This is a genomic window from Agrobacterium sp., assembly GCF_059499945.1.
On sequence record NZ_JCABZP010000014.1, the window covers coordinates 349,067 to 373,958 of the forward strand.

Consider the following 24,892-nt stretch of genomic DNA (forward strand, 5'->3'; position numbering starts at 1 on the left):
TGTGGCGTCACCGGATCGACCGCTCCTCTCGCTCCCCGGTAACGAATGATAGACGCGTAATCCCTTGGCGTCCATCTCGTCGGCAAAACCTATTTAACTCTAACGTAAACGTCAATATTGCTGCCGCACATCTCGCCGACTCGTGAAGGGAAATGCATTTTTCCCGGCTTTTTTGACTTTAATCCTGATTTGAGCGATCAACATAATTCGCAAAGCAGGGCAGGATTGGAAATGGCAGGCAGGGCAGCGCTTGAACTGAAATCGGTCGGGAAAAGATTCGGCGATACGGACGTGCTGTCCGATATCGATCTTTCCGTCGAACGTGGCGAAATCATTTGTCTGGTGGGGCGCTCCGGCTGTGGAAAATCGACCCTGCTGCGCATTGTGGCGGGCGTGGAGACGCCGGATCATGGCAGCGTTTCCCTGAACGGCGCTGTCGTTGCCGGCCCCGCTGTTTTCGTGGAGCCGGAAAAGCGCAATATCGGTTTTGTCTTTCAGGATTACGCGCTGTTTCCGCATCTCACCGTCGAGCAGAATGTCATGTTCGGTCTTCGCACTTTGCCGAAGGTGGAGGCTCGCCGCCGCGCTGCCGAGATGATCGAACATGTTCACCTGCAGGAGCTGGCAAAACGTTATCCGCATACGCTTTCGGGCGGTGAGCAACAGCGCGTGGCGCTTGCCCGTGCGCTTGCACCGCAGCCCGGCCTGCTCCTGATGGACGAGCCCTTTTCCAATCTGGACAGGGGGTTGCGCGACAGCGTGCGTGAGGAAACGCTCGGCCTCCTGCGGCAACTGGGCACGACGGCGATCATGGTCACCCATGATCCGGAGGAGGCGCTTTCCGCAGGTGACCGTGTGGTTCTGATGCAGCGCGGACGTATCGTGCAGAGCGGCACGGGTTACGAAATCCATGACAATCCCAAAACCCGCTATGCCGCCGATTTTTTCTGTGCCTTCAACAAGATCGAGGGCCGGGTGAGAGAGGGGCGTGTTGAAACGCCGCTCGGCCTGTTGGGTGACGCCTCCGATCTGCCCGATGGTCTCGCCGCCGTCGCTTATGTTCGCCCCAATGCGATTTCGATCATCGAGGACGGCGCCGCGAAAGAGGGGATTGCCGGCGAAATATCGAGCCGCGTTTTTCTCGGCGAGATCGAGCAGCTTGGCATAGCCGTGCCCGGACTGCCTTCCGACCTGCGGGTCAGGACGATGCAGCGCACACCCGCCCGGACCACGGCGGTGCGCTTCGGTATAGACCCCAAAGGGGTTCTCATCTTTACCTGAAGTTGAATGAATGGACTGGCGCTTTTATTCCCTGTCTATTTTCAACTCTTGGTGATCGCAGCGGCTCAAAAAACCAAGAAATAAAACTTGATTTGGGCCGTCATGTATGATGTCTGCTCCCCCTATATTGCCGCTATCGGAGAGGGAGACAAAACATGACGAAATTTACGAGATTTGCCCTGCTTGCCAGCACGGTTGCCTTTGCGGCCGGAACGGCCAGCGCTGCTGAACTCAACATCTACACCACCCGCGAACCGGGCCTGATCCAGCCCCTGCTGGAATCCTTCACCGCTTCGAGCGGCGTCAAGGTCAACACCGTATTTCTGAAGGACGGTCTTGCAGAGCGCGTTCTGAGCGAAGGCGCAAGCTCGCCGGCCGACGTTCTGATGACGGTGGATGCGGGCAACCTCGTTGATCTCGCTGAAAAGGGCGTCACCCAGGCAGTTGAATCCGAGACTCTCACGAAGGTCATCCCGGCTGAACTTCGCGACGCCAAGGGCCATTGGTTCGCGCTTTCCATGCGCGCTCGCGTTCTCTACGCGGCGAAGGATGTCGATCTCGCCTCCTTCAACTATGAAGATCTGGCGGATGCAAAGTGGAAGGGCAAGGTTTGCATTCGCGCCGGTCAGCATCCCTATAACACGGCGCTGTTTGCCGATTACATCGCCCATTACGGCGCTGCGGACACCGAGAAGTGGCTTGCCGGCGTCAAGGAAAACCTGGCCCGCAAGGCAGGCGGCGGCGACCGCGACGTTGCCAAGGACATCCTCGGTGGCATTTGCGACATCGGCATCGCCAACTCCTATTATGTCGGCCTGATGCGCTCGGGCAAGGGCGGCGAGGAGCAGGTGAAGTGGGGCGACGCCATCAAGGTGGTTCTGCCGACCTTCAAGAACGGCGGCACGCAGGTCAATATCAGCGGCGCGGCTGTGGCCAAGAATGCTCCGAACAAGGCGGAAGCCGTCAAGCTGCTGGAATATCTCGTTTCGGACGAAGCCCAGAAGATCTATGCTGAAGCCAACTACGAATATCCGGTCAAGCAGGGTGCTGCTCTCAACGAGATCATCGCTTCCTTCGGCACGCTGAAGATCGATAACAAGCCGCTGACGGAAATCGTCTCGCATCGCAAGCAGGCAAGCGAGCTAGTCGACAAGGTCGGTTTCGACAAGTAAAGGCCAATCAGCGATAACATGGTGGAAGGCGTTCGCATCTGCGGGCGCCTTTCCGCGTATTTTCCAAAAGCACATGAATCCAGACGCCATCCAGCCATTGACACCTCGTGCCCGAGCCAGGTTTTCATCCTCCTTCTGGTGGCTGTGCCTCTCCGTGCTGGCGGTCTGTGGCGCCATGGTGCCGGTTCTGGCGCTTGTCTCACAGGCTTTGCAGGGGTCTGAAGGCCTTTGGGCGCATCTCGGCTCGACCGTGCTCTGGACGGCGCTTCCGGATACGGCGATCCTTCTCGCTGGTGTCGGGCTACTGGCCGGTGTCATTGGAACCTATGCCGCCTGGCTGGTCACCGCCTATGATTTTCCCGGCCGCAGATTATTGGAATGGGCACTGCTGCTGCCGCTGGCCATGCCCACCTATATCGTTGCCTATGCCTATCTCGATATCCTGCATCCCATCGGGCCGGTGCAGGGTGCGATCCGCTGGCTGCTCGGTTATTCAAGCCCACGAGAATTCCGCCTGCCGGACATAAGGTCGATGACGGGCTGCATCGTTCTCCTCGGCTTCGTGCTGTTTCCCTATGTCTATATTCCCGTGCGCGCCATGTTCCTGACGCAAGCGGGCAACCTGCTGGAAGCGGCTCGCACGCTCGGCGTTTCAAGACGCGCGGCTTTTTTCAAGGTCGCGGTGCCGCTGGCGCGCCCGGCGATCGCGGTCGGCATCAGCCTTGCCTTGATGGAAGCGCTGAATGATATCGGCGCATCGGAATTCCTCGGCGTCCGCACCCTCACCGTTTCCGTCTACACCACATGGGTCACGAAATCCGACCTTCCGGGTGCGGCGCAGATTGCGCTCTCCATGCTGTTCATCGTTGTCGCCCTTGTGGCGCTCGAGCGCTGGGCGCGGCGCAAGCAACGTTACGCGGTTTCTGCACAGAAAAGCAGGGAACTGGAACCGCTGCGGCTCACCGGCCTGAAAGGCTGGGGCGCCTTCGTGCTCGGCAGTCTGCCGGTCCTGATCGGCTTCGTAGCACCCGCGAGCTATCTCGTCATTGAGGCTTGGAAGCGCTTCCGCTTCAGCGGCCTGTCGGCCCGTTTCGCCGATGAGGCTCTGAACACCATCCTCTTTGCCGGGCTGGCGACGGTGATCACGCTTATCCTGGGCCTTGCCGTTGCTTACGCCATGCGCCTTGCACCGGGACGTCTCGCGCTCTGGTCCTATCGTCTTTCGACAGTGGGTTATGCTGCCCCCGGCACGGTCATCGCCATCGGGGTACTGATTGCACTCGGCGGTTTCGACCGGGTTGTCGACCAGACTATGCGTGGCTGGTTCGGCATCTCCACCGGCCTGATCTTCATCGGCAGCGGCGCGGCCCTCATCTATGCCTATTCGGCGCGTTTCCTCACCATTGCCGCGGGCGGCGTCGATGCCGGCCTCAGCCGCATCCCGCAATCCTTCGATCATGCCGCGCGTACGCTCGGGCGATCCGCGACGCAGACATTCCGCCAGATTCATCTGCCACTTTCCAAGGCGTCGCTTGCGGCGGCGGCGCTGCTGATCTTTGTCGATTGCGTCAAGGAACTTCCCGCCACGCTTCTCCTGCGGCCGCTCAATTTTGAGACCTTCGCCACCCATCTTTATGGTGAAGCGGCGCGCGGCACTTATGAGGAGGCGTCTATCGCAGCCCTGGCGATTGTCGTCATCGGCATGCTGCCCGTGGTGCTGCTTGCGAGGATCGGCCGGCGCAAGGGCTGACATCCACGCCTTGCCTCACAAATGACGGGTCCGAAAAACTGTGCGAGAAGCCAATAAGATTCAAATCCGCCCCGAAAACGACAAGCATCCCCACTTAATCATGATGTAAACACTCATCTTAATTGAGGTGCTGCGGCCTGTCGGATAAGGACATCGGCTGCGATCTGTTTCGGGGCATATCTTGAAAAATTTGCATGGGATGTTTTTGAGCCGTCTGGCTTTGGGCACGGCCGCCATTGTTTTGCTGGCGCCAGCTATGGGCCACGCGCAGGACACAACCGTTCTGCAGCAGATTACCGTTGAAGGGCAGGGGGCGGAAAACGCGACAGGTCCGGCCCGGGGTTATGTCGCAAAGAAAAGCGCGACCGGTTCGAAAACCGAGACGGAAACCAAGGATATTCCGCAATCCGTATCGGTCGTCGGCCGCCAGGAAATGAACGCCCGCGGCGCGGTGACAAAAATCGATGAAGTGCTGCGTTACACCCCCGGTGTGACAGCGGAACCCTTCGGCACGGACCCGGACACGGACTGGATTTATATTCGCGGTTTTCAGGCCACCCAGACCGGCGTGTTTCTGGATGGTCTGAACCTGTTCAGCTACGGTTTCGGCGGTTTCCAGATGGATGCCTACGGTCTGGAGCGCGTGGAAGTCCTGAAAGGCCCCGCCTCGGTGCTTTACGGCGGCGCCAATCCCGGCGGCATCGTGCAGATGGTCCGCAAGCGCACGCAGGATGAGCCGGTGCGCGAAACGGAAATCGGCATCAATAATTTCGGCAATGCCTTCTTCGGCTTCGATCTCGGCGACAAGGTCGATGGTGAGGGCGTGTGGAAATACCGCGTCACCGGCAAGGTCTCCGGCGGCGACAATTACACTGACTATTCCGAGGATTTGCGCGGCTTCATCATGCCGCAGATCACCTTCGAGCCGGATGCGCAGACAAGCGCTACGCTCTACGGCTATTTCTCGGCGCTCGATCAGGTCCATATCGGCAACGGCTTCCTGCCCTATGTCGGCACGGTCGTGGACGCGCCCTTCGGCAAGCTCGATCGCAAGGCCTTTTATGGTGAGCCGGATATCGATAATGGCCGTGTCTACCAGTCGATGGTGGGTTACGAAGTCAGCCATGAATTCGACAATGGCTGGAAAATCAGCCAGAACGCCCGTTACGGCCACCTCTACAAGCACGAGACCGGACCCTATGCGGGCGGCTGGGCCAATACGGACGCCAATGGCCAGCCGATCCTCGATGCCACCACCGACGATTATATGCTGACCCGCTTCGGTTATGACGGCGTGTCGAAGGTCGACAGCTTCGGCGTGGATAACCGTGTTGAAGGCGAGTTCGATACCGGCGCGGTCAACCATTCGCTGCTCTTTGGCCTCGACTATAAATATTACCGGCTGGATCAGGTGCAGGCCTGCTGCGGATCGAATTCGATCGGCGCGCTCAACCCGGTCTATGGCTCGACGCAGGGAACGAATTTCGTTTATGCCGACAATATCGTGACCCAGCAGCAGATCGGCATCTACGCCCAGGATCAGCTGCGTTTCGGCGATGGCTGGCTGGTCACGCTGAACGGCCGTTACGATTATGTCGATACGGAACTGAACAACAGGCTGCCTGCCGGCCTGTCCCGCCGCTCCAATGACGATGCGTTAAGCGGCCGCGCCGGTCTCGCCTATGAATTCGACAATGGCCTGACGCCCTATGTCTCGGCTGCCACCTTCTTCAATCCCCTCATCGATACGCTTGCCGACGGCACCCCCGCCGTACCGGAGGAGGGACACCAGTTCGAGGCGGGTATCAAATATGAGCCGACCTTCTTTGACGGCAGCATCACCGCCTCCGTCTTCAAGCTGGTCAAGGACAATGCCATCGTGTCCTATACGGCGGGCGGCGTGACCACGAGCGGCCAGTTCGGGCAGGTGGAATCCACCGGCTTCGAGCTGGAGGCCAAGGCCAATCTCAGTGAGAACTGGAAGACCATCGCGTCCTATTCCTATACCGATCTGGATATCACCAAGGATGCCAATCCCAACCTGATCGGCAAATCACCATGGATCGTGCCCGCCCACACCGCCTCGCTGTGGCTGGATTACGCCTTTACCAATGATGCGCTGGAAGGCCTAAGCCTTGGCGGCGGCGTGCGGTATCAGGGCAAATCCTGGGCGGATGCGGCCAATACGCTGCGCGTGCCGGATGCCGCCGTCTTCGACGCCGCGATCCGTTATGAGAAGAACGACTGGACCGCATCGATCAACGTCGCCAACGTCTTCGACAAGGAATATGTGAAGAGCTGCGCCGGGGTCTCCGTCTGCGGCTGGGGCGATAGCCGCACCATCACTTTCAAGCTTTCCAAGAAGTGGTGATGGGCGGCCAAAGGCCGTAGTTGCGGGAAAATTGGTTTGCCACTATAAACATGAATAGATTTATCATGTTATAGTGGCGCCATGGCGCCCTGCGGGATCGAGAGGCCATGGCTTTCCGCGTGCGGATGGAAAATGAGATCGAGGGTTTTGCCGTCATTGGCGGCCCGCGCTCGAGGATGTGGAACGGCATCGTCGCCGATCTCTGGGACGTGCGCTGCGCCCCGAAGGCGGGTGGCCGTTATGTCGGCAAGGACCCGCGTTTCGTTTTCCTGCTCGATATGGATGGGACGGATGACGGCCGCTTCATGATGAACCGCTGCCGCCGCGATAATTACGGGTCGTCAAAGGCGAACCGGATTTCCTTCGTTCCCGCCGATCTGGATGTTCATGCGGAACTGAGCAATGTCTCCTTCGTGCGCCACCTCGATCTGCATTTCGATGCGGGATTGCTGGGTGCCCGGCTGGTGCAGGGCTTCGATCCGCACGGGCTGCTCGATCCGCATCTGATGTTCGAGGATGAGCGCCTACTGGCGCTGGCGCGACTGATTGCTGCCGAATGCGATAATCCCGATCCGCTGCACGACCTCTATGGCGAAAGCCTCGTGCTGGCGCTGCTCATGGATTTCCTGAAAGTGAAGCGGGAACCGGTCAAGAAACGCAGCAAGCTCGCCGCCTGGCAATTAAGGGCGGCGACGGACTATATCCGCGAACATTGCCTGCGGTCGATCCGGCTGGAGGAGCTGGCGGAACTCACCAACCTCTCGCAATCCCATTTCAGCCATGCCTTCAAGGCCTCTACCGGCGTGCCCCCGCACCAGTGGCAGATGCAGGCGCGCATTGATCGCGTCAAGGAATTGATGATGCGGACCGACATGGCGTTGACCGATGTCGCCATCGCCGCCGGTTTTTCGGACCAGGCGCATTTCTCCCGCGTCTTTCGCAAGATGGTCGGTGTTTCCCCCTCCGTCTGGCAGAAGATCCGTCAGTAGGCACGGATTTCGTTCCATTTTCCTCCAAAAAAATTCCCGCCGAGGCGACTGGAGCGCAGGGGAACGAATTGCCTGTCGCGGGGTTTACCAGACGTGACCTCAAAGAGGAAAAACAAGGAGGAAAGGCACATGATGCATCAGGAACCCCGCGCCGGACAGGACCCCTATGTCAAGGATACGCCGAGCCTGATCGCCAGCGACAAGGTGGAAGGCGCCCGCGTTTATGGTGCTGATGGCAAGCATATCGGCTCGATCCAGCGCATCATTCTGGAAAAACGCGGCGGCCGCGTCGCCTATGCGGTATTGAGCTTCGGTGGCTTTCTCGGAATCGGCGACGACTATTACCCACTGCCCTGGGAAAAGCTGCATTATGACGAAGAACTCGACGGCTACCGTATCGATCTTACCAAGGAAGAGATCGAAAACGCGCCGCACTTCGCCAATCTGGATGATAACGACCTGCTGAACGCCAAGGACCGCAAGGTCTATGACTATTACGGCGTCGCTCCGTATTGGATGTAAAATCTGCTAAAAGGCGCTTCCGGCTGTTCTATCTCCGGAAGTGTCGCACATAAAGGAACGGCTCCTTTTCAGGAGCCGTTTTTCGTTTGGCGCGTCAATGCGTGTTGTTCTGCATCTCGGAAACCGCATCGGTAAAGCACTTGCGTGCCTCTTCGGGCGATTTGCGCCCGTCAAGAGCGGCGCGGCAGGCGCTTCTCGCTCTTACGAAGCTCAACCCCCCGATTTTGGGCCAGCCTTCGGTCAACAATGTCAGTGCTTCGAAGGGGCCGGCGATGACACTCTTGCCATTCGCCTCAAGATTGACCTCTACAGGTTCTGTCCATCTCTCGTTCTTCATCGTGCACCTCCCAGAGCAACGCGATCCCGAAATACACCCGACAGCGAAGCAACCCATGAACGCAGTCGTGTGTCACTGCTGCTTAGGATATGCGCAAGCGATCGAATTGACAACGGGGATCAGCGGAAGCCGAAAAACGACAGGATCGCCAGAACGATGACGACGAGGCCGACGATGTAGATGATCTGGTTCATGATTTTCTCCTTGGCTGGTGTCATCACCATAACGTGAGGAAGAAGACGAGGTTCCAGCAGCCAATGAGAATTTAATCACGTACTAAAGTGTTGCGAACACCCCATCGTCGATAAAAGGCTATGTCACCTGCGCAGGATTACCCAGATGGCGTGAATGATGCCGGGAACATAGCCGCAGAGTGTCAGGAGAATGTTGATCCAGAAATGCAGGCCGAGCCCGACCTGAAGAAAGACGCCGACGGGCGGGAGGATGATGGCGATCAGGATACGGATGACGTCCACAGTGGGTGCTTTCAAGTTAACCAAGACTAGGCAATCAACGTAAGTGGAGCCCGGTTGGTTTCAACGTCCTATTGATGACGAATACTTTCCTTCATCTGGCAACCGGAAGCCGCCAATTCTGAGGGATCCACTCCCGCGTGATGCATTAGGCGAGCGGGCTCAGCACCATTCAGCCCTCGTTCATGCGTGCCGCATCACTCTTGACTCACGGAACCGAGGACACAGACAGACGTTGAAGTCCGTCATTGGGAGATGAGATCATGAAAATTCTAACCGCAGCAATCTGCTTCCTATCGGTTGGCATCCTGAGCGGATGCGTTGACGATGGCGGTTACCGCACAGGCGGGTATTACTCGTCCGGCGTCTATTATCGATCTTATGATCGAGACAGATATTACCGGGATTACGACCGCCGGAACTGGCGACAACACAGAGAGTGGCGGGATCGCAGGGATTGGCGCGGTGACTATCGTCACCGCCCGCGCCCACCGTCTTACGGTCAATATGGTGTGATTGTTCGTTAACGGCGGCGTTCTTATCGCGCCGGTCTGCGCGGCCCGCCATGGGGCGATTTCCGACAGCGCGTCTATTTATATAATCGGCTGGGCAATCTTGAATGCGAAAAATGGTGCCGCTTACGTGACTCGAACACGTGACCCCGTCATTACGAATGACGTGCTCTACCAACTGAGCTAAAGCGGCCCGATTGTGACCCGTTTGTTGCGGATCAGCTTCATGGCGGGCTGATACAGGCAATGCTGACGGATTTCAAGCCTTGAATGTACCGGTTTTGAAATTTCCGCAAAAAGCTTTGCCTGTCCGTTGTTTGGCGGTGGCGTCAGCCTTTCCCGCAGATGCGGTTTTTGGCCGTTTCATATTCATTTGCCAGACGATCGACGAGTGCTGCCACGGGTTCCACCGTTTTCACGGCGCCGATGCCTTGCCCAGCGCCCCAGATGTCCTTCCAGGCCTTTGCGCCACCGGTGGCAGTTTCAAAGTCCATCTTCGAGGGGTCGGCTTCGGGCAGATTGTCGGGGTCCATGCCGGAGGCGACGATCGAGCTTTTCAGGTAGTTTCCGTGCACGCCCGTGAAATAGTTCGAATAAACGATATCCTTGGCCTGGGCTTCCACAATCGCCTGCTTGTAACCTTCGGAAGCGCGCGCTTCCTGAGTGGCGATGAAGGGGGTGCCGATATAGGCCATGTCAGCACCCATGGCCTGCGCGGCGAGAATGGAGCCGCCATTGGCGATGGCGCCGGCCAACAGCAGCGGGCCGTCGAACCACTCGCGGATTTCCTGAACGAGGGCGAAGGGCGAAAGTGTGCCCGCATGTCCGCCGGCACCCGCCGCGACCGCAATCAGCCCATCCGCACCCTTGCGGATGGCGGAGCGGGCATGACGGTCGTTGATGACGTCATGCAGCACGATGCCGCCATAGGAATGCACGGCTGCATTGACCTCGGGCACCGCGCCAAGCGAGGAAATCACCACCGGCACCTTGTATTTCACGCAAAGGCCGAGATCATGCTCCAGCCGGCGATTGGACATGTGCACGATCTGGTTGACCGCGAAGGGTGCGGCCGGGCGCTCGGGATTGGCACGGTTGTGCGCGTCGAGTTCCTCGGTGATCATCGCCAGCCACTCGTCGAGCTGGCTTTCGGGTCGCGCGTTGAGCGCCGGGAAAGCGCCGATGACGCCGGCCTTGCATTGCGCCAGCGTCAGTTGCGGATGTGAAATAATGAATAGCGGTGATGCTATGACCGGAAGACGCAGATTGTCTTTCAGCACGGACGGTAGCATGTCTCCTCCCACGAATTACGTTTACGCGCACGTAACTCAATATCGCGTTCAGGAGCGGATTGAAAGCGAAAACAGCGTGGCATTTGCATCTCGAATCTGCGTTCGTAGCGCCACAATGGATCGATTTTCCTGAAAGCAATCCGGTCTTTATCATAAACGAAGCTTGCGGAGGGGCGGTATAGCCGTTACCGAATCGTGAACCAATGGCGCAGCGCCGCATATTTTTTGCAAAGCGTAATAGAACAAGGATCGGTCGTGAGCGGACTGGAAACGGCAATCAGAAATGCTCTGGAAAAATCGGACAGATCGAACGCCGAAGTTCGTGCACGGATTTACCAATCGTCCCGTCAGGCACTGGAAGCAGGGCTGCGCAAGCAGGGCATAGACGATCCACAGGTCGTCGCCCAGCAGCGGCAGCGGCTTGAAGGCCTGATCCACCAGATCGAGAATGAAGAGCGCAACAGTCTTCTGGACAGGGTGGAGCAGCAATTGCGCCCACCAGCACCGGAAAGTCCGGCGCAGGATGATCACGCGGTCGATCCCGTTTCGCAGACGCCTCACCACGGCGATTTGGGTGTTGAGCCGGAACTGCGCGGTGAAACGCGCGATGTGCAGCCGGGTGCTGCCGTTGCTCCGGCGCCGCTGAATGCGGGGCAGCGCAATGGAAAGCCGCCGAAGAGAGGCTCCCGCGCCAGCGACTCCTCGCTTGCTTTCCGTCCGGAGGGCGCGGTTGGCCGCCGCAAGCGCCGGGGGCTTTTTGCCCGGCTTTTTATCTATGTGACGCTTCTGGCTTTTATCGGTTTCGGCGCCTGGTGGGTTTATTCCTCCGGTCTCCTGCTCTCGCCGGAGCAACGTGATACCAGCGTACCCAATCCGCCGGCGCAGGTGCAGGCGGAGGATTTCAACGGGACGGAGCCTGCGCCGAGCCTTTCCGCCGGCCGGGGTTTTTCCGATGACTGGGTTGAGGTCTTCAATGCGGAGCGTGGCAGTTCGGGCGTTTCGGCCGGCCAGCGCGCCAATGTCGAAAACATCGCCACACCCGCCGGCAAGGCTATAAAGATAACCTCGAGAAGTGTGGCGCAGGATGGCGCCGTCAGCGTCGAGGTTCCGGTGGAGGTGATGCGGGATATGGCGGGCAAGTCCTCGACCATTTCGATCACGCTGCAATCCTCCAGCGACCGGCAGACCCAGGTTTCCGTTGCCTGCGATTTCGCCACATTGGGCGATTGCTCCCGCCACCGCTTCACCGCCACGGCCGAGCGCGCGGACATGCTGCTGAACACGACATTCGAACGATCTCTCGCCCCCAATGCGCCGGGGAAGATCTTCATCAACAGCGATATCGACGGCAGCGGCCGCCCGGTTAATCTTTATTCCGTGCGCATTCTGCCGGGCCAGTAACGGAAAAACGACAGGCGCCTCGAGTGGCGGCGCCTGTCATCGTCTTCCGGTCTCATTTGAGAAAATCCGGTCCTGATCCCAATATCTTGTCGTCGATTTCGCCGATCGCCTTCTCGTCTTTACCCTCATAGTCGAGCGTAAGAAGAATGTGACGGATGAGGTTCACCCGCGTGCGGCGCTTGTCGTTGGCGCGCACCACGGTCCAGGGGGCGGCATCGGTGTGGGTCTTTTCCAGCATCTCGTCGCGCTTTTGCGTATAGTCGTCCCATTTCGTCAGCGCGGCTATGTCCATATCCGAAAGCTTCCAGCACTTCAGCGGGCTGTGGCGGCGATCATGGAAGCGCTCGATCTGCGTTTCGCGACCGATGTCGAGCCAGAATTTGAAAAGATTGATGTCTTCATGGGCCAACATCTTTTCCAGACGCGGCGTTTCCTTGAGGAAGAGCTTGTGTTCTTCCGGCGTGCAGAAACCCATGACCGGCTCGACCCCGGCGCGGTTATACCATGAGCGGTCGAAGAGAACGAATTCGCCGGCGGTCGGAAAATGCGAGATGTAGCGCTGGAAATACCATTGGCCGCGCTCGGTTTCCGTGGGTTTGGTCAACGCAACCACGCGGGCATAGCGGGGGTTGAGATAGGCCCGGGCCGCGAAGATCGCACCGCCCTTACCCGCGGCGTCGCGGCCTTCGAAAACCGCCATGACCCTTTTGCCGGTCGCCTGCAGCCAGAACTGAACCTTGACCAGTTCCACCTGCAGCGCCTCGAGAGCGGTGTCGTAGTCCTCCCGCTTCATCTTCTTGTCGTAGGGAAAATTGCCGGCGGAAAGTTTCTTTTCCTCAACCCATTCAGGAAGAACCGGATTGTCGATGTCGAAGCTGCGCAGTTTGCCGCCAATGGTGATCTCGACCGTCCGCTTCTTCGTTTCTTCGCCCATGGGTTCCTCCAGATGTTGTTGTGTAAAGGCAACTCGCCGCCAATGAGTTCACATCCATTGCCAGAATTCAAGTGAAACAGGACCGGTTGACCGGGATGCGGCGGCGGGAGCGATTGCCGCGTCGATTTTGCGCATATACGTTGTGGAAAATGCGCGATGATGAATCTCTGTCATGAAGCTGGCCTATGAGATTTCGATGCGCTGTCAGATGAGAATGGAAAGAGCAGGCTGAAATGGCAGTCATGAAAGGCGATGGTGGATTAAGGCTTTTGGGAAGGAAGCTCGGCCGGAACTGGTTGCCTGTCCTCATCGTCAGCATGCTCGCAATCGTGGCCGTTGCGGAACTCCATACACCCTATATGCCCGCCGCCCTTTGGCTTTGCGCCGTCATTGCCATTCTGGCCGTTGCGGAGGGCCCGGCGGCCGCCTCCGCAAAGGACGGAGTTGCGGCGGCGGAGACGGATGAGCCGGAAGTGCCCGGCGAAAACGTCATTTCGGGCGTAAGGGCGGGCCTCGCGGTTCTGGATACCCCCGTTTTCATTCTCGACAAGAATGCCAGCGTGCTCTTTCAGAACGGTGCGGCCGAACGCGCCTTCGGCCAGCTGCTTGCCGGTGCACATATTTCCGCCCGGCTGCGCTCTCCCGGCCTGCTGGATGTCATTCGCGAAACCATCACCACCGGCCAACCCAACCAGGTCGAACATTCGGAGCGCTTTCCTTCCGAACGGGTCTTTATCGTCCGCATCGCCCGTGCGGATGTGGGAGAGGGGGCCAGTCCGCCGTTCTACATCCTGTCGTTCCGCGACGTTTCGGAGCTTCGTCGCATCGACCGCATGCGTAGCGACTTCGTCGCCAATGCGAGCCATGAATTGCGCACCCCGCTCGCCTCGCTCCGCGGTTTCATCGAAACCATGCAGGGGCCGGCGCGCAACGACCCGAAGGCACAAGAGCGTTTCCTTGCCATCATGCTGGATCAGGCAACCCGCATGAGCAGGCTGGTGGACGATCTCATGTCCCTTTCGCGGCTGGAACTGCGCGCAAACATCGCGCCCGACCAGAAAGTCAATCTCGTTCCCGTCATCGGCCATGTGCGCGATACGCTGCTGCCCCTTGCCGACGAGCTTGATGTAACCATCACGCTGCACCTGCCGGACCGGCCGGCGGAAGTGCAGGGGGATCGCGACGAGCTGGTGCAGGTGTTCCAGAACCTAGTTGAAAATGCTTGCAAATACGGCCAGGAAGGCAAGGTCGTGGATGTCTGGCTGCGCGCCGAACCCGGCAAGCCGGTGGAGGTGAGTGTCATCGACAAGGGGCCGGGCATTCCCGCCGAACATGTGCCGCGCCTGACGGAGCGTTTTTATCGTGTCAGCGTCGCCGACAGCCGCTCGAAAAAGGGCACGGGCCTCGGGCTTGCCATCGTCAAGCACATCCTCACCCGCCACCGCGCCCGCCTCATCATTAAATCGGAATTGGGCAGCGGCACGGACTTCACCGTGAGATTCTGACATAAAATATGCATCTGCTTTTAACGTCGTGAATATTTATAAATTAAATCAGTAATTTAGACTGTCACAAATCTTTCGTCAAAGTGACATAAAAGGATGTGGCTACGGTGGTTAAGAAAAGGTCGCCGAGCGCAAGCTAAGAGCGAGTGTCGCTATCGGCTGCGTCCACAACAAAGCCCACGACGGGAGAGACAAATGAACATCGTTAAATTTTCCGCAGCAGCTCTGGTGGCTTCTGTCGCCTTCGCTGGCGCCGCCGCTGCTCGCGACCAGATCCAGGTTGCCGGTTCCTCCACGGTTCTGCCCTACGCCAAGATCGTTGCCGAGACTTTTGCCGAAACCTTCCCGAACTTCAAGGCTCCGGTTGTTGAGTCCGGCGGCACGGGCGGTGGTCTGAAGGCATTCTGCTCGGGCGTGGGCGAAGGCACCATCGACATTGCAAACGCTTCGCGCAAGATCAAGAGCGACGAACTGGCTGCCTGTAAGGCTGCTGGCGTCACCGACGTTCAGGAAGTGAAGATCGGTTACGACGGTATCGTCTTTGCGATGGACTCTTCCAACAAGGACATCAAGCTCGAGCCGAAGGATCTTTACCTCGCGCTCGCTGCTGAAGTCGTCAAGGACGGCAAGCTCGTTGCCAACCCCTACAAGAAGTGGTCGGAAATCAACAAGGAACTGCCTGACGTAGCGATCGCCGCTTACATCCCGGGTTCCAAGCACGGCACGCGCGAAGTCTTCGAAGAGAAGATCATGGCTGACGGCTGCAAGGAAGCCAAGGCGACCGACGTCATCAAGACGCTCATCACCGACGCCAAGCAGGCTGCTGCAAAGTGCGTTGCAGTCCGTAAGGACGGCGCAGCTGTCGACATCGACGGCGACTACACCGAAACGCTCGCTCGTATCGATGCCAACAAGACCGGCCTTGGCGTTTTCGGCCTGGCTTTCTATGAAAACAACGCTGACCGTCTGAAGGTCGCGACCGTTTCGGGCGTCGTTCCGTCCACCGAAACCGTTGCCAGCGGCAAGTACCCGGTTTCCCGCCCGCTGTTCTTCTACGTGAAGAAGGCTCACCTGGGCGTTATCCCGGGCCTTAAGGAATATGTCGAGTTCTTCGTTTCCGACGAGATGATCGGCCCGGATTCCCCGCTCGCCAACTACGGCCTGGTTGCCGCCCCGGACGCAGAGCGCGAAGAAATCCGCTCGAAGTTCTCGGCCGGTTCCACGATGTAATAGAAAGAGGGGTGCGGCTCTGCCGTGCCCCTCATTCCACTTCGCTGAGGCCGTTATCCGCGGTTGACAGTTCCTACTCATCGCCATCCACATGATTGTCGATGGATTACAGATGGATAGGATGTATCAACCTTGACGCTTGCCAGACGATGATACAGTCAGGCGGCAGGCATCATGGGATGGTCCAGCGGTCTCGTTTTGATGACTTTTTGATTTGCCCGATATCGCACCGTGCTCTTGAGGCACGCCGAGGGAACTCTAATGAACACATCGATCCTTTTGCTGATACTGGCGCTCATCGGCATCGGCAGCTATCTGCTCGGCAGCCGCCGCGCCGTTGCCCTGTCTGGTGGTCGCCCCTCCAGCATGCATTCCCGTGCCGGTTATCACGGCTCTTACGCGGTCGTCTGGGCTGTTTTGCCCGCGGCGTTCATTCTCTGTGCCTGGCTCGTTATCAGCCCCCTGTTCGTCACATCGGCGGTGCGCGGTAATTTCCCCGAGGACGTGCGGGCGCTATCCGAAGCGCAGCAGAGCCTGACCTATGGTATGGTGACCTCCATCGCCCGCGGTCTTCAGCGGCTGACGCCGGAAGAAACCGCTCAGGTTGAGGCCGATACGGCTGCGGTCCGGCCTCTTCTGGCATCGAAGGGTGTGGCGATCGCCGGTGATCCCGAGCGCTTCATGGTTGATGCCGCCCAGACGCTCAACGGCATGACCTCCACCAGCCGCATCGCGATGATTGCCGTCGTGCTGCTAGCCGCGCTCGGCGGGGGCGCCTATGCGCTGCGTGCGATCGCGCCGCGCTTCCGGGCGCGCAACCAGGTCGAGAAGGTCATTCTTGCGGCCCTGCTCGTCGCCTCGTCCATCGCTATCCTCACGACCATCGGTATCGTCCTGTCGATGCTGACGGAGGCGATCCAGTTCTTCACCATGGTCCCGGCGCACCAGTTCTTCTTCGGAACGGTATGGGATCCGCGTTTTGCGGCAGCCGGTGCGACCGACTCCTCCGGCCAGTTCGGCCTGATCCCGCTGCTCGCAGGTACGCTTTACATCGGCTTCGTCGCCATGCTGGTCGCGGTTCCCGTGGGTCTGTTTTCGGCGATATACATGTCCGAATATGCCTCGCCGCGTCTGCGCTCCGTGGCAAAGCCGCTGCTCGAAGTGCTCGCCGGCATCCCCACCATCGTCTACGGCTTCTTCGCGCTGACGACGGTTGGTCCTTTCCTCAGAGACATTTCCACGCAGATCAATGGTCTCGCGACGGGTAATTACGCCAACTTCATCCAGGCGCAGAGCGTCATCACCGCCGGCTTCGTCATGGGCATCATGCTGATCCCCTATGTCTCGTCGCTGTCGGACGATATCATCACCGCCGTGCCACGCTCGCTGCGTGACGGTTCCCTCGGTCTCGGCGCCACGCGGTCCGAAACCATCAAGAGGGTCATCGTTCCCGCCGCTCTTCCCGGCATCGTCGGCGCTGTGCTGATGACGGCATCGCGCGCCATCGGCGAAACCATGATCGTGGTTCTCGCGGCCGGCGTTGCGGCCCGCCTGCAGCTCAATCCATTCGAGCCCATGACCACCGTGACGGTCAAGATCGTCAGCCAGCTGACCGGCGACCTTGAATTCACCTCGCCGCAGACGCTGGTCGCCTTTGCGCTCGGCATCACGCTTTTCGCCATCACGCTTTGCCTGAATATCTACGCGCTTTACATCGTGCGCAAATACCGGGAGCAATATGAATGACCGACATCGTCTCTCCCGCAGCCGGCGCGAACGCCGCGAACAGGGCCACGCGCCGTGATATCGGCATCAAGCGCCGTTATGCCGCCGAACGCCGCTTCCGTGCTTACGGCATGGCAGCGATTTCCTTCGGCCTCATCTTTCTCTTCCTGCTGCTTTTCTCGGTGGTTTCCAAGGGTTACACCGCCTTCCAGCAGACGATGATCACCGTTCCGGTCGAGTTTTCCGAACAGATCATCGATCCGAAAAATGAGCGCGCCACCAATCCGGCAAAGCTGATGACGGCCAATTATCCCGTTGTTGCCCGTGACGCGGTCGCCAAGGTCCTTGGTGTTGCGCCGACGGACCGCGCCGGTCTTCGTGCCGTCAACCTCTTGATCTCCGACAGCGTGCGCACGCAGCTTCGCGACATCGTCGTCGCCGATCCCGCCGTCATCGGCACCACGCGCACGGTCACGCTCCTGGCCTCGGGCGACGTCGACAGCGCCTTCAAGGGCCAGGTCGATATGACCGCCGATGAAGCCAATCGCCGTATCTCGAACCAGCAGCTCGGCTGGATGAACCAGCTCGCCGAAAGCGGCCAGCTCGGCAAACATTTCAACACCGGCATTTTCGTCAACGGCGCTTCGAGCCGTCCGGAAGCGGCGGGTGTCGGCGTGGCGCTGATCGGTTCCTTCTACATGATGCTGATCGTGCTGGTGCTGTCATTGCCGATCGGCGTCGCGGCGTCGATCTATCTCGAGGAATTCGCCCCGAAGAACCGTCTGACGGATCTTATCGAGGTGAATATCAACAATCTCGCGGCTGTTCCTTCGATCGTTTACGGTCTGCTCGGCCTCTCCGTCTTCATCAACTTCATGGGCTTTCCGCGCTCGGCTTCGCTGGTCGGCGGTCTTGTCCTGACGCTGATGACCCTGCCGACGATCATCATCGCGACCCGCGCTGCCCTGAAAGCCGTGCCGCCGTCTATCCGCGCCGCAGCCCTCGGCCTCGGCGCTTCCAAGATGCAGACGATCTTCCACCATGTGCTGCCGCTCGCCATGCCCGGCATTCTGACCGGCACCATCATCGGTCTCGCCCACGCGCTGGGCGAAACGGCGCCGCTGCTCCTGATCGGCATGGTGGCATTCGTTGCGAATTACCCGACAACGCCTATGGATCCGTCCACGGCCCTGCCGGTGCAGATTTACATGTGGGCGAACGAAGCCGAGCGCGCCTTTGTCGAAAGGACATCCGGCGCTATCATCATCCTGCTTTTGTTCCTCATCGTCATGAATGTTGGCGCAATCCTGTTGCGTCGCCGCTTCGAGCGGCGCTGGTAGAGGGAGATTGAGCAATGAACATGTTGTCGGAAGCAGCAGTTGAAAAGGCGCTGGACAAGAAAATGAATGAAGTCTCATACAAGATGATCGGCAAGGACGTTTCGGTTTATTACGGCGAAAAGCGCGCGCTTTACGACGTGAACCTCAACGTTCGGGAAAATACGGTGACCGCGCTTATCGGCCCGTCCGGCTGCGGTAAATCCACCTTCCTGCGCACCCTGAACCGTATGAACGACACGATCGACGGTTGCCGGGTCACCGGCAAGATCACGCTCGATACCGACGATATCTACGATCAGGCGATCGACGTCGTGGAATTGCGCGCCCGCGTCGGCATGGTGTTCCAGAAGCCGAACCCCTTCCCGAAGTCGATCTACGAGAACATCGCCTATGGCCCGCGTATCCACGGCCTTGCCCGCAACAAGGCGGATATGGACCAGATCGTCGAGCACAGCCTGCAGAAGGCGGGTCTCTGGAACGAAGTGAAGGATCGCCTGCTGGAGTCCGGCACCGGCCTTTCCGGCGGTCAGCAGCAGCGCCTGTGCATCGCGCGCGCGGTTGCCGTCAGCCCGGAAGTGATCCTGATGGACGAGCCCTGCTCGGCGCTGGACCCGATCGCGACCGCAAAGGTCGAGGAATTGATCCACGAGCTGCGTACCAATTACACGATCGTCATCGTCACGCACTCCATGCAGCAGGCGGCGCGTGTTTCCCAGCGCACTGCCATGTTCCACCTTGGTCATCTTGTCGAAGAAAACGAAACCGACAAGATGTTCACCAATCCGGACGACCAGCGCACGCAGGACTACATCATGGGCCGCTTCGGCTGATCCCGGCCGGCGCTTTATCGAAACCGAACAAGACTGGTGCCTCTGCCGTGCCCGCTTCCGGGTACGCGCATGCAGGCCAAGCCGGAGGACTAGACCATGACACAGACAACGACCCATTCGCATATCCTGTCGGCCTATGACGACGAACTGAAATTCCTGACGCGCCGCATCGCCGAAATGGGCGGTCTCGCGGAACAGATGTGCGCCGATGCCGTGCGTGCGCTCGTCAATTCCGACGCCGCGCTCGCTCAGAAGGTCATTTCCGATGACGCGATCCTCGATCATTCCGAGCGCGAGATCGGCGACAAGGCCATCGTCACCATCGCCAGACGCCAGCCGATGGCGGCCGACCTTCGCGAGATCATCGGCACGCTGCGTATTGCCGGCGACCTTGAACGCGTTGGCGACCTTGGCAAGAACACTGCCAAGCGTGTGATCGCGGTTGCCGGAACCGGTGTACCGCGCAAGCTCGCCCGCGGCATAGAGCACCTGTCGGAGCTTGCGCTGGTGCAGCTCAAGGAAGTCCTCGACGTCTATTCCACGCGTTCCGCCGAGAAGGCCAATGCCATCCGCGAGCGCGATGAGGAAATCGACGCCATGTATACGTCGCTCTTCCGTGAGCTTCTGACCTACATGATGGAAGATCCGCGCAACATCACCACCTGCACGCATCTTCTGTTCTGCGCCAAGAACATCGAGCGTATCGGCGACCACGCCACCAATATCGCCGAGACGATCTATTACATGACCACCGGCAGCCAGCCGGAAGGTGAGCGTCCGAAGGACGACAGTTCCAACACGCTCGGTTCGGTGACCGAGTAACAGACGAGCAGCGGCTTGCGGAGTTAGCATATGGTGCCCAAGATTGCAGTTGTGGAAGACGAGGAAGCGCTGAGCGTCCTCCTTCGTTACAATCTCGAGGCTGAGGGATATGACGTCGACACGATACCCCGTGGAGACGAAGCAGAAATCAGGCTGCAGGAACGTATTCCGGACCTTCTTATCCTGGATTGGATGCTTCCCGGCGTTTCCGGTATAGAACTGTGCCGTCGGCTCAGAATGCGGCCGGAAACAGAACGCCTGCCCATCATCATGCTGACGGCGCGCGGCGAAGAAAGCGAACGGGTTCGCGGCCTTGCCACCGGCGCCGACGACTATGTCGTCAAGCCGTTTTCGACGCCAGAACTCATGGCCCGGGTCAAGGCCATGCTGCGCCGGGCCCGTCCCGAGGTTCTCTCCTCGGTGCTGAAATGCGGTGATATCGAGCTGGATCGCGAGACCCATCGCGTTCACCGCAAGAGCCGCGAAGTGCGCCTCGGCCCGACGGAGTTCCGCCTGCTGGAATTCCTGATGACCTCTCCAGGCCGGGTTTTCTCCCGCTCGCAATTGCTGGATGGCGTGTGGGGTCACGATATCTATGTGGATGAGCGCACCGTCGACGTGCATGTCGGACGCCTGCGCAAAGCGCTCAATTTTTCGCATATGCAGGATGTCATCCGTACCGTGCGCGGCGCCGGATATTCGATGGAAGCCTGAGCAAGACTCGACCGACGAGTTACACTCGGGGCAACATCCCGCCAAAAACCGAAAGGCCCGAAACCGGAATGGTGTCGGGCCTTTCGGTTTTTGGACGTCCCCAAACACGACGGCTTCATCCTTCTTGATGGGATGACGGACAATTGGCTGAAATCCCGCCCGCTCAATCGGGATTGTGGGTCGGGTTCGACAGCGATGGGGGATAGGGTTCGGCGCTTCGCTGGTGAGTTGACCCCGGAACCGCCTGAACTTTGTCATAAAAAAACGGGCCCGAAGGCCCGTAGTTTTTGAGTGTCGAATGCGTGCCGCAACACTCAAGCCTTGCGGCGCTCGCTTACCGGCTGATAGGCGAGTTTCGCATGGAACTTGCAATAGGGCGAAGATTCCAGCGCTTCACAACCGCAGAAATGGAAATCATCCTTCAGCGGATCGCCGACCGGCCACTTGCAGGTGCGCTCCGTCAGTTCCGTCAGCGTCAGGCGACGGGAAATCGGCGAGACCACGTTTTTGGAAGGAACGTAATCAAGAACCTGTGCGGTCTCGATGTCGATCTCCTCATTCAGCGCGGTTGCCGCGTTGGAACGGGTGAGGATCCGCGCCGGCGCCGCATTGACGCGGCCTGCAAAGGTCGTCGCGCGTGGGGCAGGTGCAGCGGTGCGCTTGGGCGCAGAGCGCGCCGAAGTGACCGGGCCGCCAGCCTTGACGCGTCCCGGCAGATTGAGGCGATGGACCTTGCCGATCACGGCATTACGGCTGACGCCGCCGAGCTGCGCTGCAATCTGGCTGGCGCTAAGGCCCTCGGACCATAATTTCTTGAGTTTCTCGACTCGTTCGTCTGTCCAGTTCATGCCGCTTCTCCGCTCGTCGCGTATAATGTCGGCAGAATCCTTCTCCGTCTCGCGGGCGTGCCGCGAGCGTGGTTTCTGCCGGATTTTTGGTGACTAGTTCCGCCGCAATGCAGTCTAGTAATTAGCGATTAACCTAGTGCCACGCAGACTCCGTGGCAAGAGTCACGGGAATCATCTCGAATCGATTTTCCGGTTTTCCCCAACTTGCTGGCGAGTTGAGTCTGAAAGGCAACACCTTGGGCCTCGCAGGCCGCCACCTACTAGGGCTTGAGAAGCCCGGGAAATACGGACTTTTGTTGACATCGGCAGGCGAAGTGACAATAGTGCCCCTGCCGCCGCGAGGCGGCATTTTTGATTTTCAGGCGAGGGATAACCCTCAGAGCCTATTGACAACCGTCTGACAGCGCATCCGCGCAAGGAGTGATACAGCCATGGCCGAAGCCGCCGCGCCATTGTTCGATACGTTTGCAAGAGCCCCCCTGCGCTTCGAGCGAGGCGAGGGCGTCTGGCTGTTCACGGAGAGCGGCGAACGATATCTGGATTTTGCGGCCGGCGTAGCGGTCAATTCGCTGGGCCACGCCCATCCGCACCTCGTGGAAGCGATCAAGACCCAGGCCGAGAAGGTCTGGCACGTCTCGAACCTTTATGAAGTGCCGGGCCAGGAAAAGCTCGCCAAGCGCCTGACGGAAGCGACCTTCGCAGACAAGGTCTTCTTCACCAATTCCGGTGCGGAAGCGCTGGAATGCGCGATCAAGACCGCGCGCCGTTATCATTATTCCAAGGGGCATCCGGAAAAGTTCCGGATCATCACCTTCGAAGGCGCCTTTCATGGGCGTACGCTGGCGACGATCGCCGCCGGCGGCCAGCAGAAATATCTCGAAGGTTTCGGTCCCAAGGTCGAAGGTTTCGACCAGGTGCCCTTCGGTGACGTTGATGCGCTGAAAGCCGCCATCACGGCCGAGACGGCTGCACTTCTGATCGAGCCCATTCAGGGCGAGGGCGGCATCCGTGCGCCCAGCAAGGAATTCCTGCAGCTGCTGCGGTCGCTCTGCGATGAGCATGGCATGCTGCTGATTTTCGATGAGGTCCAGACCGGCGTCGGCCGCACGGGCAAGCTGTTTGCCTATGAGCAGACGGGTGTCGCGCCCGATATCATGGCGGTGGCCAAGGGTATCGGCGGCGGTTTCCCGCTCGGCGCATGCCTTGCGACGGCGGATGCCGCTTCCGGCATGACGGCGGGCGTGCACGGCACCACCTATGGCGGCAACCCGCTGGCCATGGCTGTGGGCAATGCCGTGCTCGATGTCGTCCTCTCCGAGGGCTTTCTGGAGAAGGTCCGTGATGTCGCGCTGGTCTTCCGCCAGGGCCTTGCTTCGCTGAAGGATCGTTATCCTGATGTCATCGAGGAAATTCGCGGCGAAGGCCTGCTTCTCGGCATCAAGGCGAAGGTCCCGTCGGGCGAACTGCTGCAGGCCATGCGCGGCGAGCATCTGCTCGGCGTGCCCGCGGGCGACAACGTCATCCGTCTCCTGCCGCCGCTCGTTACCACGGCGGAAGAAGCCCGTGAGGGGCTGGCACGCGTGGAAGCGGCCGCCGCTTCCCTGACAGCGAAACAGGCAAAAATCGCCTGAGGAAACAATAAAGGGCGGGCCTCTTCCCGGAGGCTCGCGAGCATGGGACGTTTGAAATGGCTTCACCTAAACATTTTCTTGACCTGTCGGCCGTCAGCTCGCAGGACCTGCGGGCAATTCTCGACGATGCCCGCGCGCGCAAGGCCGCAACCAAGGCCGGAACGGCGGAAAAGCCGCTTGCCGGCAAGATGCTGGCAATGATCTTCGAAAAGCCCTCCACCCGCACCCGCGTCTCCTTTGATGTCGGCATGCGCCAGCTTGGTGGCGAGACGCTTTTCCTCTCCGGTACTGAAATGCAGCTCGGTCGTGCCGAAACGATCGGCGATACGGCCAAGGTGCTGTCGCGTTATGTCGACGCCATCATGATCCGCACGACGGATCATTCGCGCCTGCTGGAGCTTGCCGAGCACGCAACCGTGCCAGTTATAAACGCCCTGACTGACGACACGCATCCCTGCCAGATCATGGCTGACATCATGACCTTCGAGGAACATCGCGGCCCGGTCAAAGGCAAGACCATTGCCTGGACGGGTGACGGCAACAACGTCCTGCATTCCTTCGTGGAAGGCTCGGCCCGCTTCGGTTACCGCATGACAATGGCGGTGCCGATGGGTTCCGAACCCCATGACAAGTTCCTGAACTGGGCCCGCAACAATGGCGGCGAGATCATGTTGTGCCACGATGCCGACAAGGCCGTGGCCGGGGCCGATTGCGTCGTCACCGATACCTGGGTTTCCATGAACCAGGAACACAAGGCGCGCGGCCACAACATCTTCCAGCCCTATCAAGTCAACGAAGCCCTGATGGCCAAGGCGGAAAAAGACGCGCTGTTCATGCATTGCCTGCCGGCCCATCGCGGTGAAGAAGTGACGGATGCCGTGATCGACGGTCCGCAATCGGTGGTCTTCGACGAGGCGGAAAACCGCCTCCACGCGCAGAAGTCCATCATTGCCTGGTGCATGGGCGCCATCTGAGCAATTCCCCCGGCCTGACACGCGTCACGCCGGGTGCTTGAACTTGCCCGCATAGATTACCATCTGTGGGACTTCGAAGAGGCTCGTCGGTTCTGCTGGCGGGCCATCATCACGATTTGCACGTTTTTCCCCGGAAGCGGTTTCTCTTCCCGGGTCTCTGTGCGACAAGCGGAAAAAGCACATTTTAAAAGCCGGACTTTTGGACGGTAGCGGCGCCACGGCTGCGCCAAGGAGTATGA

General features: G+C 59.4%; 22 protein-coding genes and 1 tRNA gene. 17 read left to right on the forward strand and 6 right to left on the reverse strand.

What is annotated here, in order from left to right:
- Positions 1–231 precede the first annotated feature (231 nt).
- From AC5I5B_RS13425 to AC5I5B_RS13450, 6 genes are all read left to right on the forward strand, one after another.
- Positions 232–1,281 carry an ABC transporter ATP-binding protein gene (locus AC5I5B_RS13425; RefSeq protein WP_003503604.1) on the forward strand — a complete coding sequence of 350 codons (1,050 nt, stop codon included), beginning with the start codon at positions 232–234 and terminating at the stop codon, positions 1,279–1,281.
- 155 nt (positions 1,282–1,436) lie between these two features.
- Positions 1,437–2,453 carry an extracellular solute-binding protein gene (locus tag AC5I5B_RS13430; RefSeq protein ID WP_111833730.1) on the forward strand — a complete coding sequence of 339 codons (1,017 nt, stop codon included), beginning with the start codon at positions 1,437–1,439 and terminating at the stop codon, positions 2,451–2,453.
- Between the two features lie 73 nt (positions 2,454–2,526).
- Positions 2,527–4,203, forward strand: a complete 1,677-nt coding sequence (locus AC5I5B_RS13435; protein ID WP_020810559.1) for an ABC transporter permease — start codon at positions 2,527–2,529, stop codon at positions 4,201–4,203.
- Between the two features lie 181 nt (positions 4,204–4,384).
- Complete coding sequence (locus tag AC5I5B_RS13440; protein WP_111833729.1) at positions 4,385–6,574, forward strand: TonB-dependent siderophore receptor; 2,190 nt, start codon at positions 4,385–4,387, stop codon at positions 6,572–6,574.
- Between the two features lie 107 nt (positions 6,575–6,681).
- Positions 6,682–7,563 (forward strand): helix-turn-helix domain-containing protein, encoded by an 882-nt coding sequence (locus tag AC5I5B_RS13445; RefSeq protein ID WP_162695464.1) that lies wholly within the window; start codon positions 6,682–6,684, stop codon positions 7,561–7,563.
- 129 nt (positions 7,564–7,692) lie between these two features.
- Entirely contained in the window at positions 7,693–8,085 is a 393-nt protein-coding gene (locus AC5I5B_RS13450; RefSeq protein ID WP_111833728.1) for a PRC-barrel domain-containing protein, read from the forward strand.
- A 94-nt stretch (positions 8,086–8,179) separates the two neighbouring features.
- Here the strand turns inward: AC5I5B_RS13450 and AC5I5B_RS13455 are convergent, their stop codons facing one another.
- Both AC5I5B_RS13455 and AC5I5B_RS13460 read right to left on the reverse strand, forming a co-directional pair.
- On the reverse strand, positions 8,180–8,422 hold the full coding sequence (locus tag AC5I5B_RS13455; protein WP_003503584.1) for a DUF982 domain-containing protein: 243 nt from the start codon (positions 8,420–8,422) through the stop codon (positions 8,180–8,182).
- A 317-nt stretch (positions 8,423–8,739) separates the two neighbouring features.
- The gene (locus AC5I5B_RS13460) at positions 8,740–8,898 is read right to left on the reverse strand and encodes a YqaE/Pmp3 family membrane protein (protein ID WP_003503579.1); all 159 of its coding nucleotides are present in this window, start codon (positions 8,896–8,898) and stop codon (positions 8,740–8,742) included.
- A 324-nt stretch (positions 8,899–9,222) separates the two neighbouring features.
- Between AC5I5B_RS13460 and AC5I5B_RS13465 the strand changes: the two genes are divergently transcribed.
- Positions 9,223–9,411: a hypothetical protein gene (locus AC5I5B_RS13465; protein WP_162692525.1), complete on the forward strand. Its 189-nt coding sequence runs from the start codon at positions 9,223–9,225 to the stop codon at positions 9,409–9,411.
- Positions 9,412–9,524: 113 nt separating this feature from the next.
- Here the strand turns inward: AC5I5B_RS13465 and AC5I5B_RS13470 are convergent.
- Both AC5I5B_RS13470 and AC5I5B_RS13475 read right to left on the reverse strand, forming a co-directional pair.
- Positions 9,525–9,600: transfer RNA gene (locus AC5I5B_RS13470), tRNA-Thr, on the reverse strand.
- 136 nt (positions 9,601–9,736) lie between these two features.
- Positions 9,737–10,699, reverse strand: coding sequence for an NAD(P)H-dependent flavin oxidoreductase (locus AC5I5B_RS13475; RefSeq protein WP_003503575.1), 963 nt, complete (start codon positions 10,697–10,699; stop codon positions 9,737–9,739).
- Between the two features lie 255 nt (positions 10,700–10,954).
- On the opposite strand from AC5I5B_RS13475, the gene AC5I5B_RS13480 reads away from it, so the two are divergent.
- On the forward strand, positions 10,955–12,100 hold the full coding sequence (locus tag AC5I5B_RS13480) for a hypothetical protein (RefSeq protein ID WP_111833726.1): 1,146 nt from the start codon (positions 10,955–10,957) through the stop codon (positions 12,098–12,100).
- Positions 12,101–12,152: 52 nt separating this feature from the next.
- Here AC5I5B_RS13480 and ppk2 read toward each other — a convergent pair whose 3' ends face one another.
- Entirely contained in the window at positions 12,153–13,034 is an 882-nt protein-coding gene (gene ppk2, locus AC5I5B_RS13485; protein WP_003503570.1) for a polyphosphate kinase 2, read from the reverse strand.
- 242 nt (positions 13,035–13,276) lie between these two features.
- On the opposite strand from ppk2, the gene phoR reads away from it, so the two are divergent.
- The 7 genes from phoR (at position 13,277) to phoB (ending at position 21,200) form a co-directional block, all read left to right on the forward strand.
- Entirely contained in the window at positions 13,277–14,539 is a 1,263-nt protein-coding gene (phoR, locus tag AC5I5B_RS13490) for a phosphate regulon sensor histidine kinase PhoR (RefSeq protein WP_050816415.1), read from the forward strand.
- A 195-nt stretch (positions 14,540–14,734) separates the two neighbouring features.
- On the forward strand, positions 14,735–15,769 hold the full coding sequence (locus tag AC5I5B_RS13495) for a substrate-binding domain-containing protein (protein WP_060722859.1): 1,035 nt from the start codon (positions 14,735–14,737) through the stop codon (positions 15,767–15,769).
- A 261-nt stretch (positions 15,770–16,030) separates the two neighbouring features.
- Positions 16,031–17,515: a phosphate ABC transporter permease subunit PstC gene (pstC, locus tag AC5I5B_RS13500; protein ID WP_111833725.1), complete on the forward strand. Its 1,485-nt coding sequence runs from the start codon at positions 16,031–16,033 to the stop codon at positions 17,513–17,515.
- Positions 17,512–18,834: a phosphate ABC transporter permease PstA gene (gene pstA / locus AC5I5B_RS13505; RefSeq protein WP_003503558.1), complete on the forward strand. Its 1,323-nt coding sequence runs from the start codon at positions 17,512–17,514 to the stop codon at positions 18,832–18,834. Before pstC ends, pstA begins: the two co-directional genes overlap by 4 nt.
- Positions 18,835–18,848: 14 nt before the next feature.
- On the forward strand, positions 18,849–19,664 hold the full coding sequence (gene pstB, locus AC5I5B_RS13510) for a phosphate ABC transporter ATP-binding protein PstB (protein WP_003503557.1): 816 nt from the start codon (positions 18,849–18,851) through the stop codon (positions 19,662–19,664).
- Positions 19,665–19,760: 96 nt separating this feature from the next.
- Positions 19,761–20,486, forward strand: coding sequence for a phosphate signaling complex protein PhoU (gene phoU, locus AC5I5B_RS13515; RefSeq protein WP_003503555.1), 726 nt, complete (start codon positions 19,761–19,763; stop codon positions 20,484–20,486).
- Between the two features lie 30 nt (positions 20,487–20,516).
- Complete coding sequence (gene phoB / locus AC5I5B_RS13520; RefSeq protein WP_003493692.1) at positions 20,517–21,200, forward strand: phosphate regulon transcriptional regulator PhoB; 684 nt, start codon at positions 20,517–20,519, stop codon at positions 21,198–21,200.
- A gap of 314 nt (positions 21,201–21,514) precedes the next feature.
- Here the strand turns inward: phoB and AC5I5B_RS13525 are convergent, their stop codons facing one another.
- Positions 21,515–22,048: a GcrA family cell cycle regulator gene (locus tag AC5I5B_RS13525; protein WP_003503553.1), complete on the reverse strand. Its 534-nt coding sequence runs from the start codon at positions 22,046–22,048 to the stop codon at positions 21,515–21,517.
- A 431-nt stretch (positions 22,049–22,479) separates the two neighbouring features.
- On the opposite strand from AC5I5B_RS13525, the gene AC5I5B_RS13530 reads away from it, so the two are divergent.
- Both AC5I5B_RS13530 and argF read left to right on the forward strand, forming a co-directional pair.
- Positions 22,480–23,679, forward strand: a complete 1,200-nt coding sequence (locus AC5I5B_RS13530; protein WP_003503552.1) for an aspartate aminotransferase family protein — start codon at positions 22,480–22,482, stop codon at positions 23,677–23,679.
- A 56-nt stretch (positions 23,680–23,735) separates the two neighbouring features.
- A complete protein-coding gene (gene argF, locus AC5I5B_RS13535) occupies positions 23,736–24,653 on the forward strand; it encodes an ornithine carbamoyltransferase (protein WP_003503550.1) in 918 nt (305 codons plus the stop codon).
- Positions 24,654–24,892: the final 239 nt, after the last annotated feature.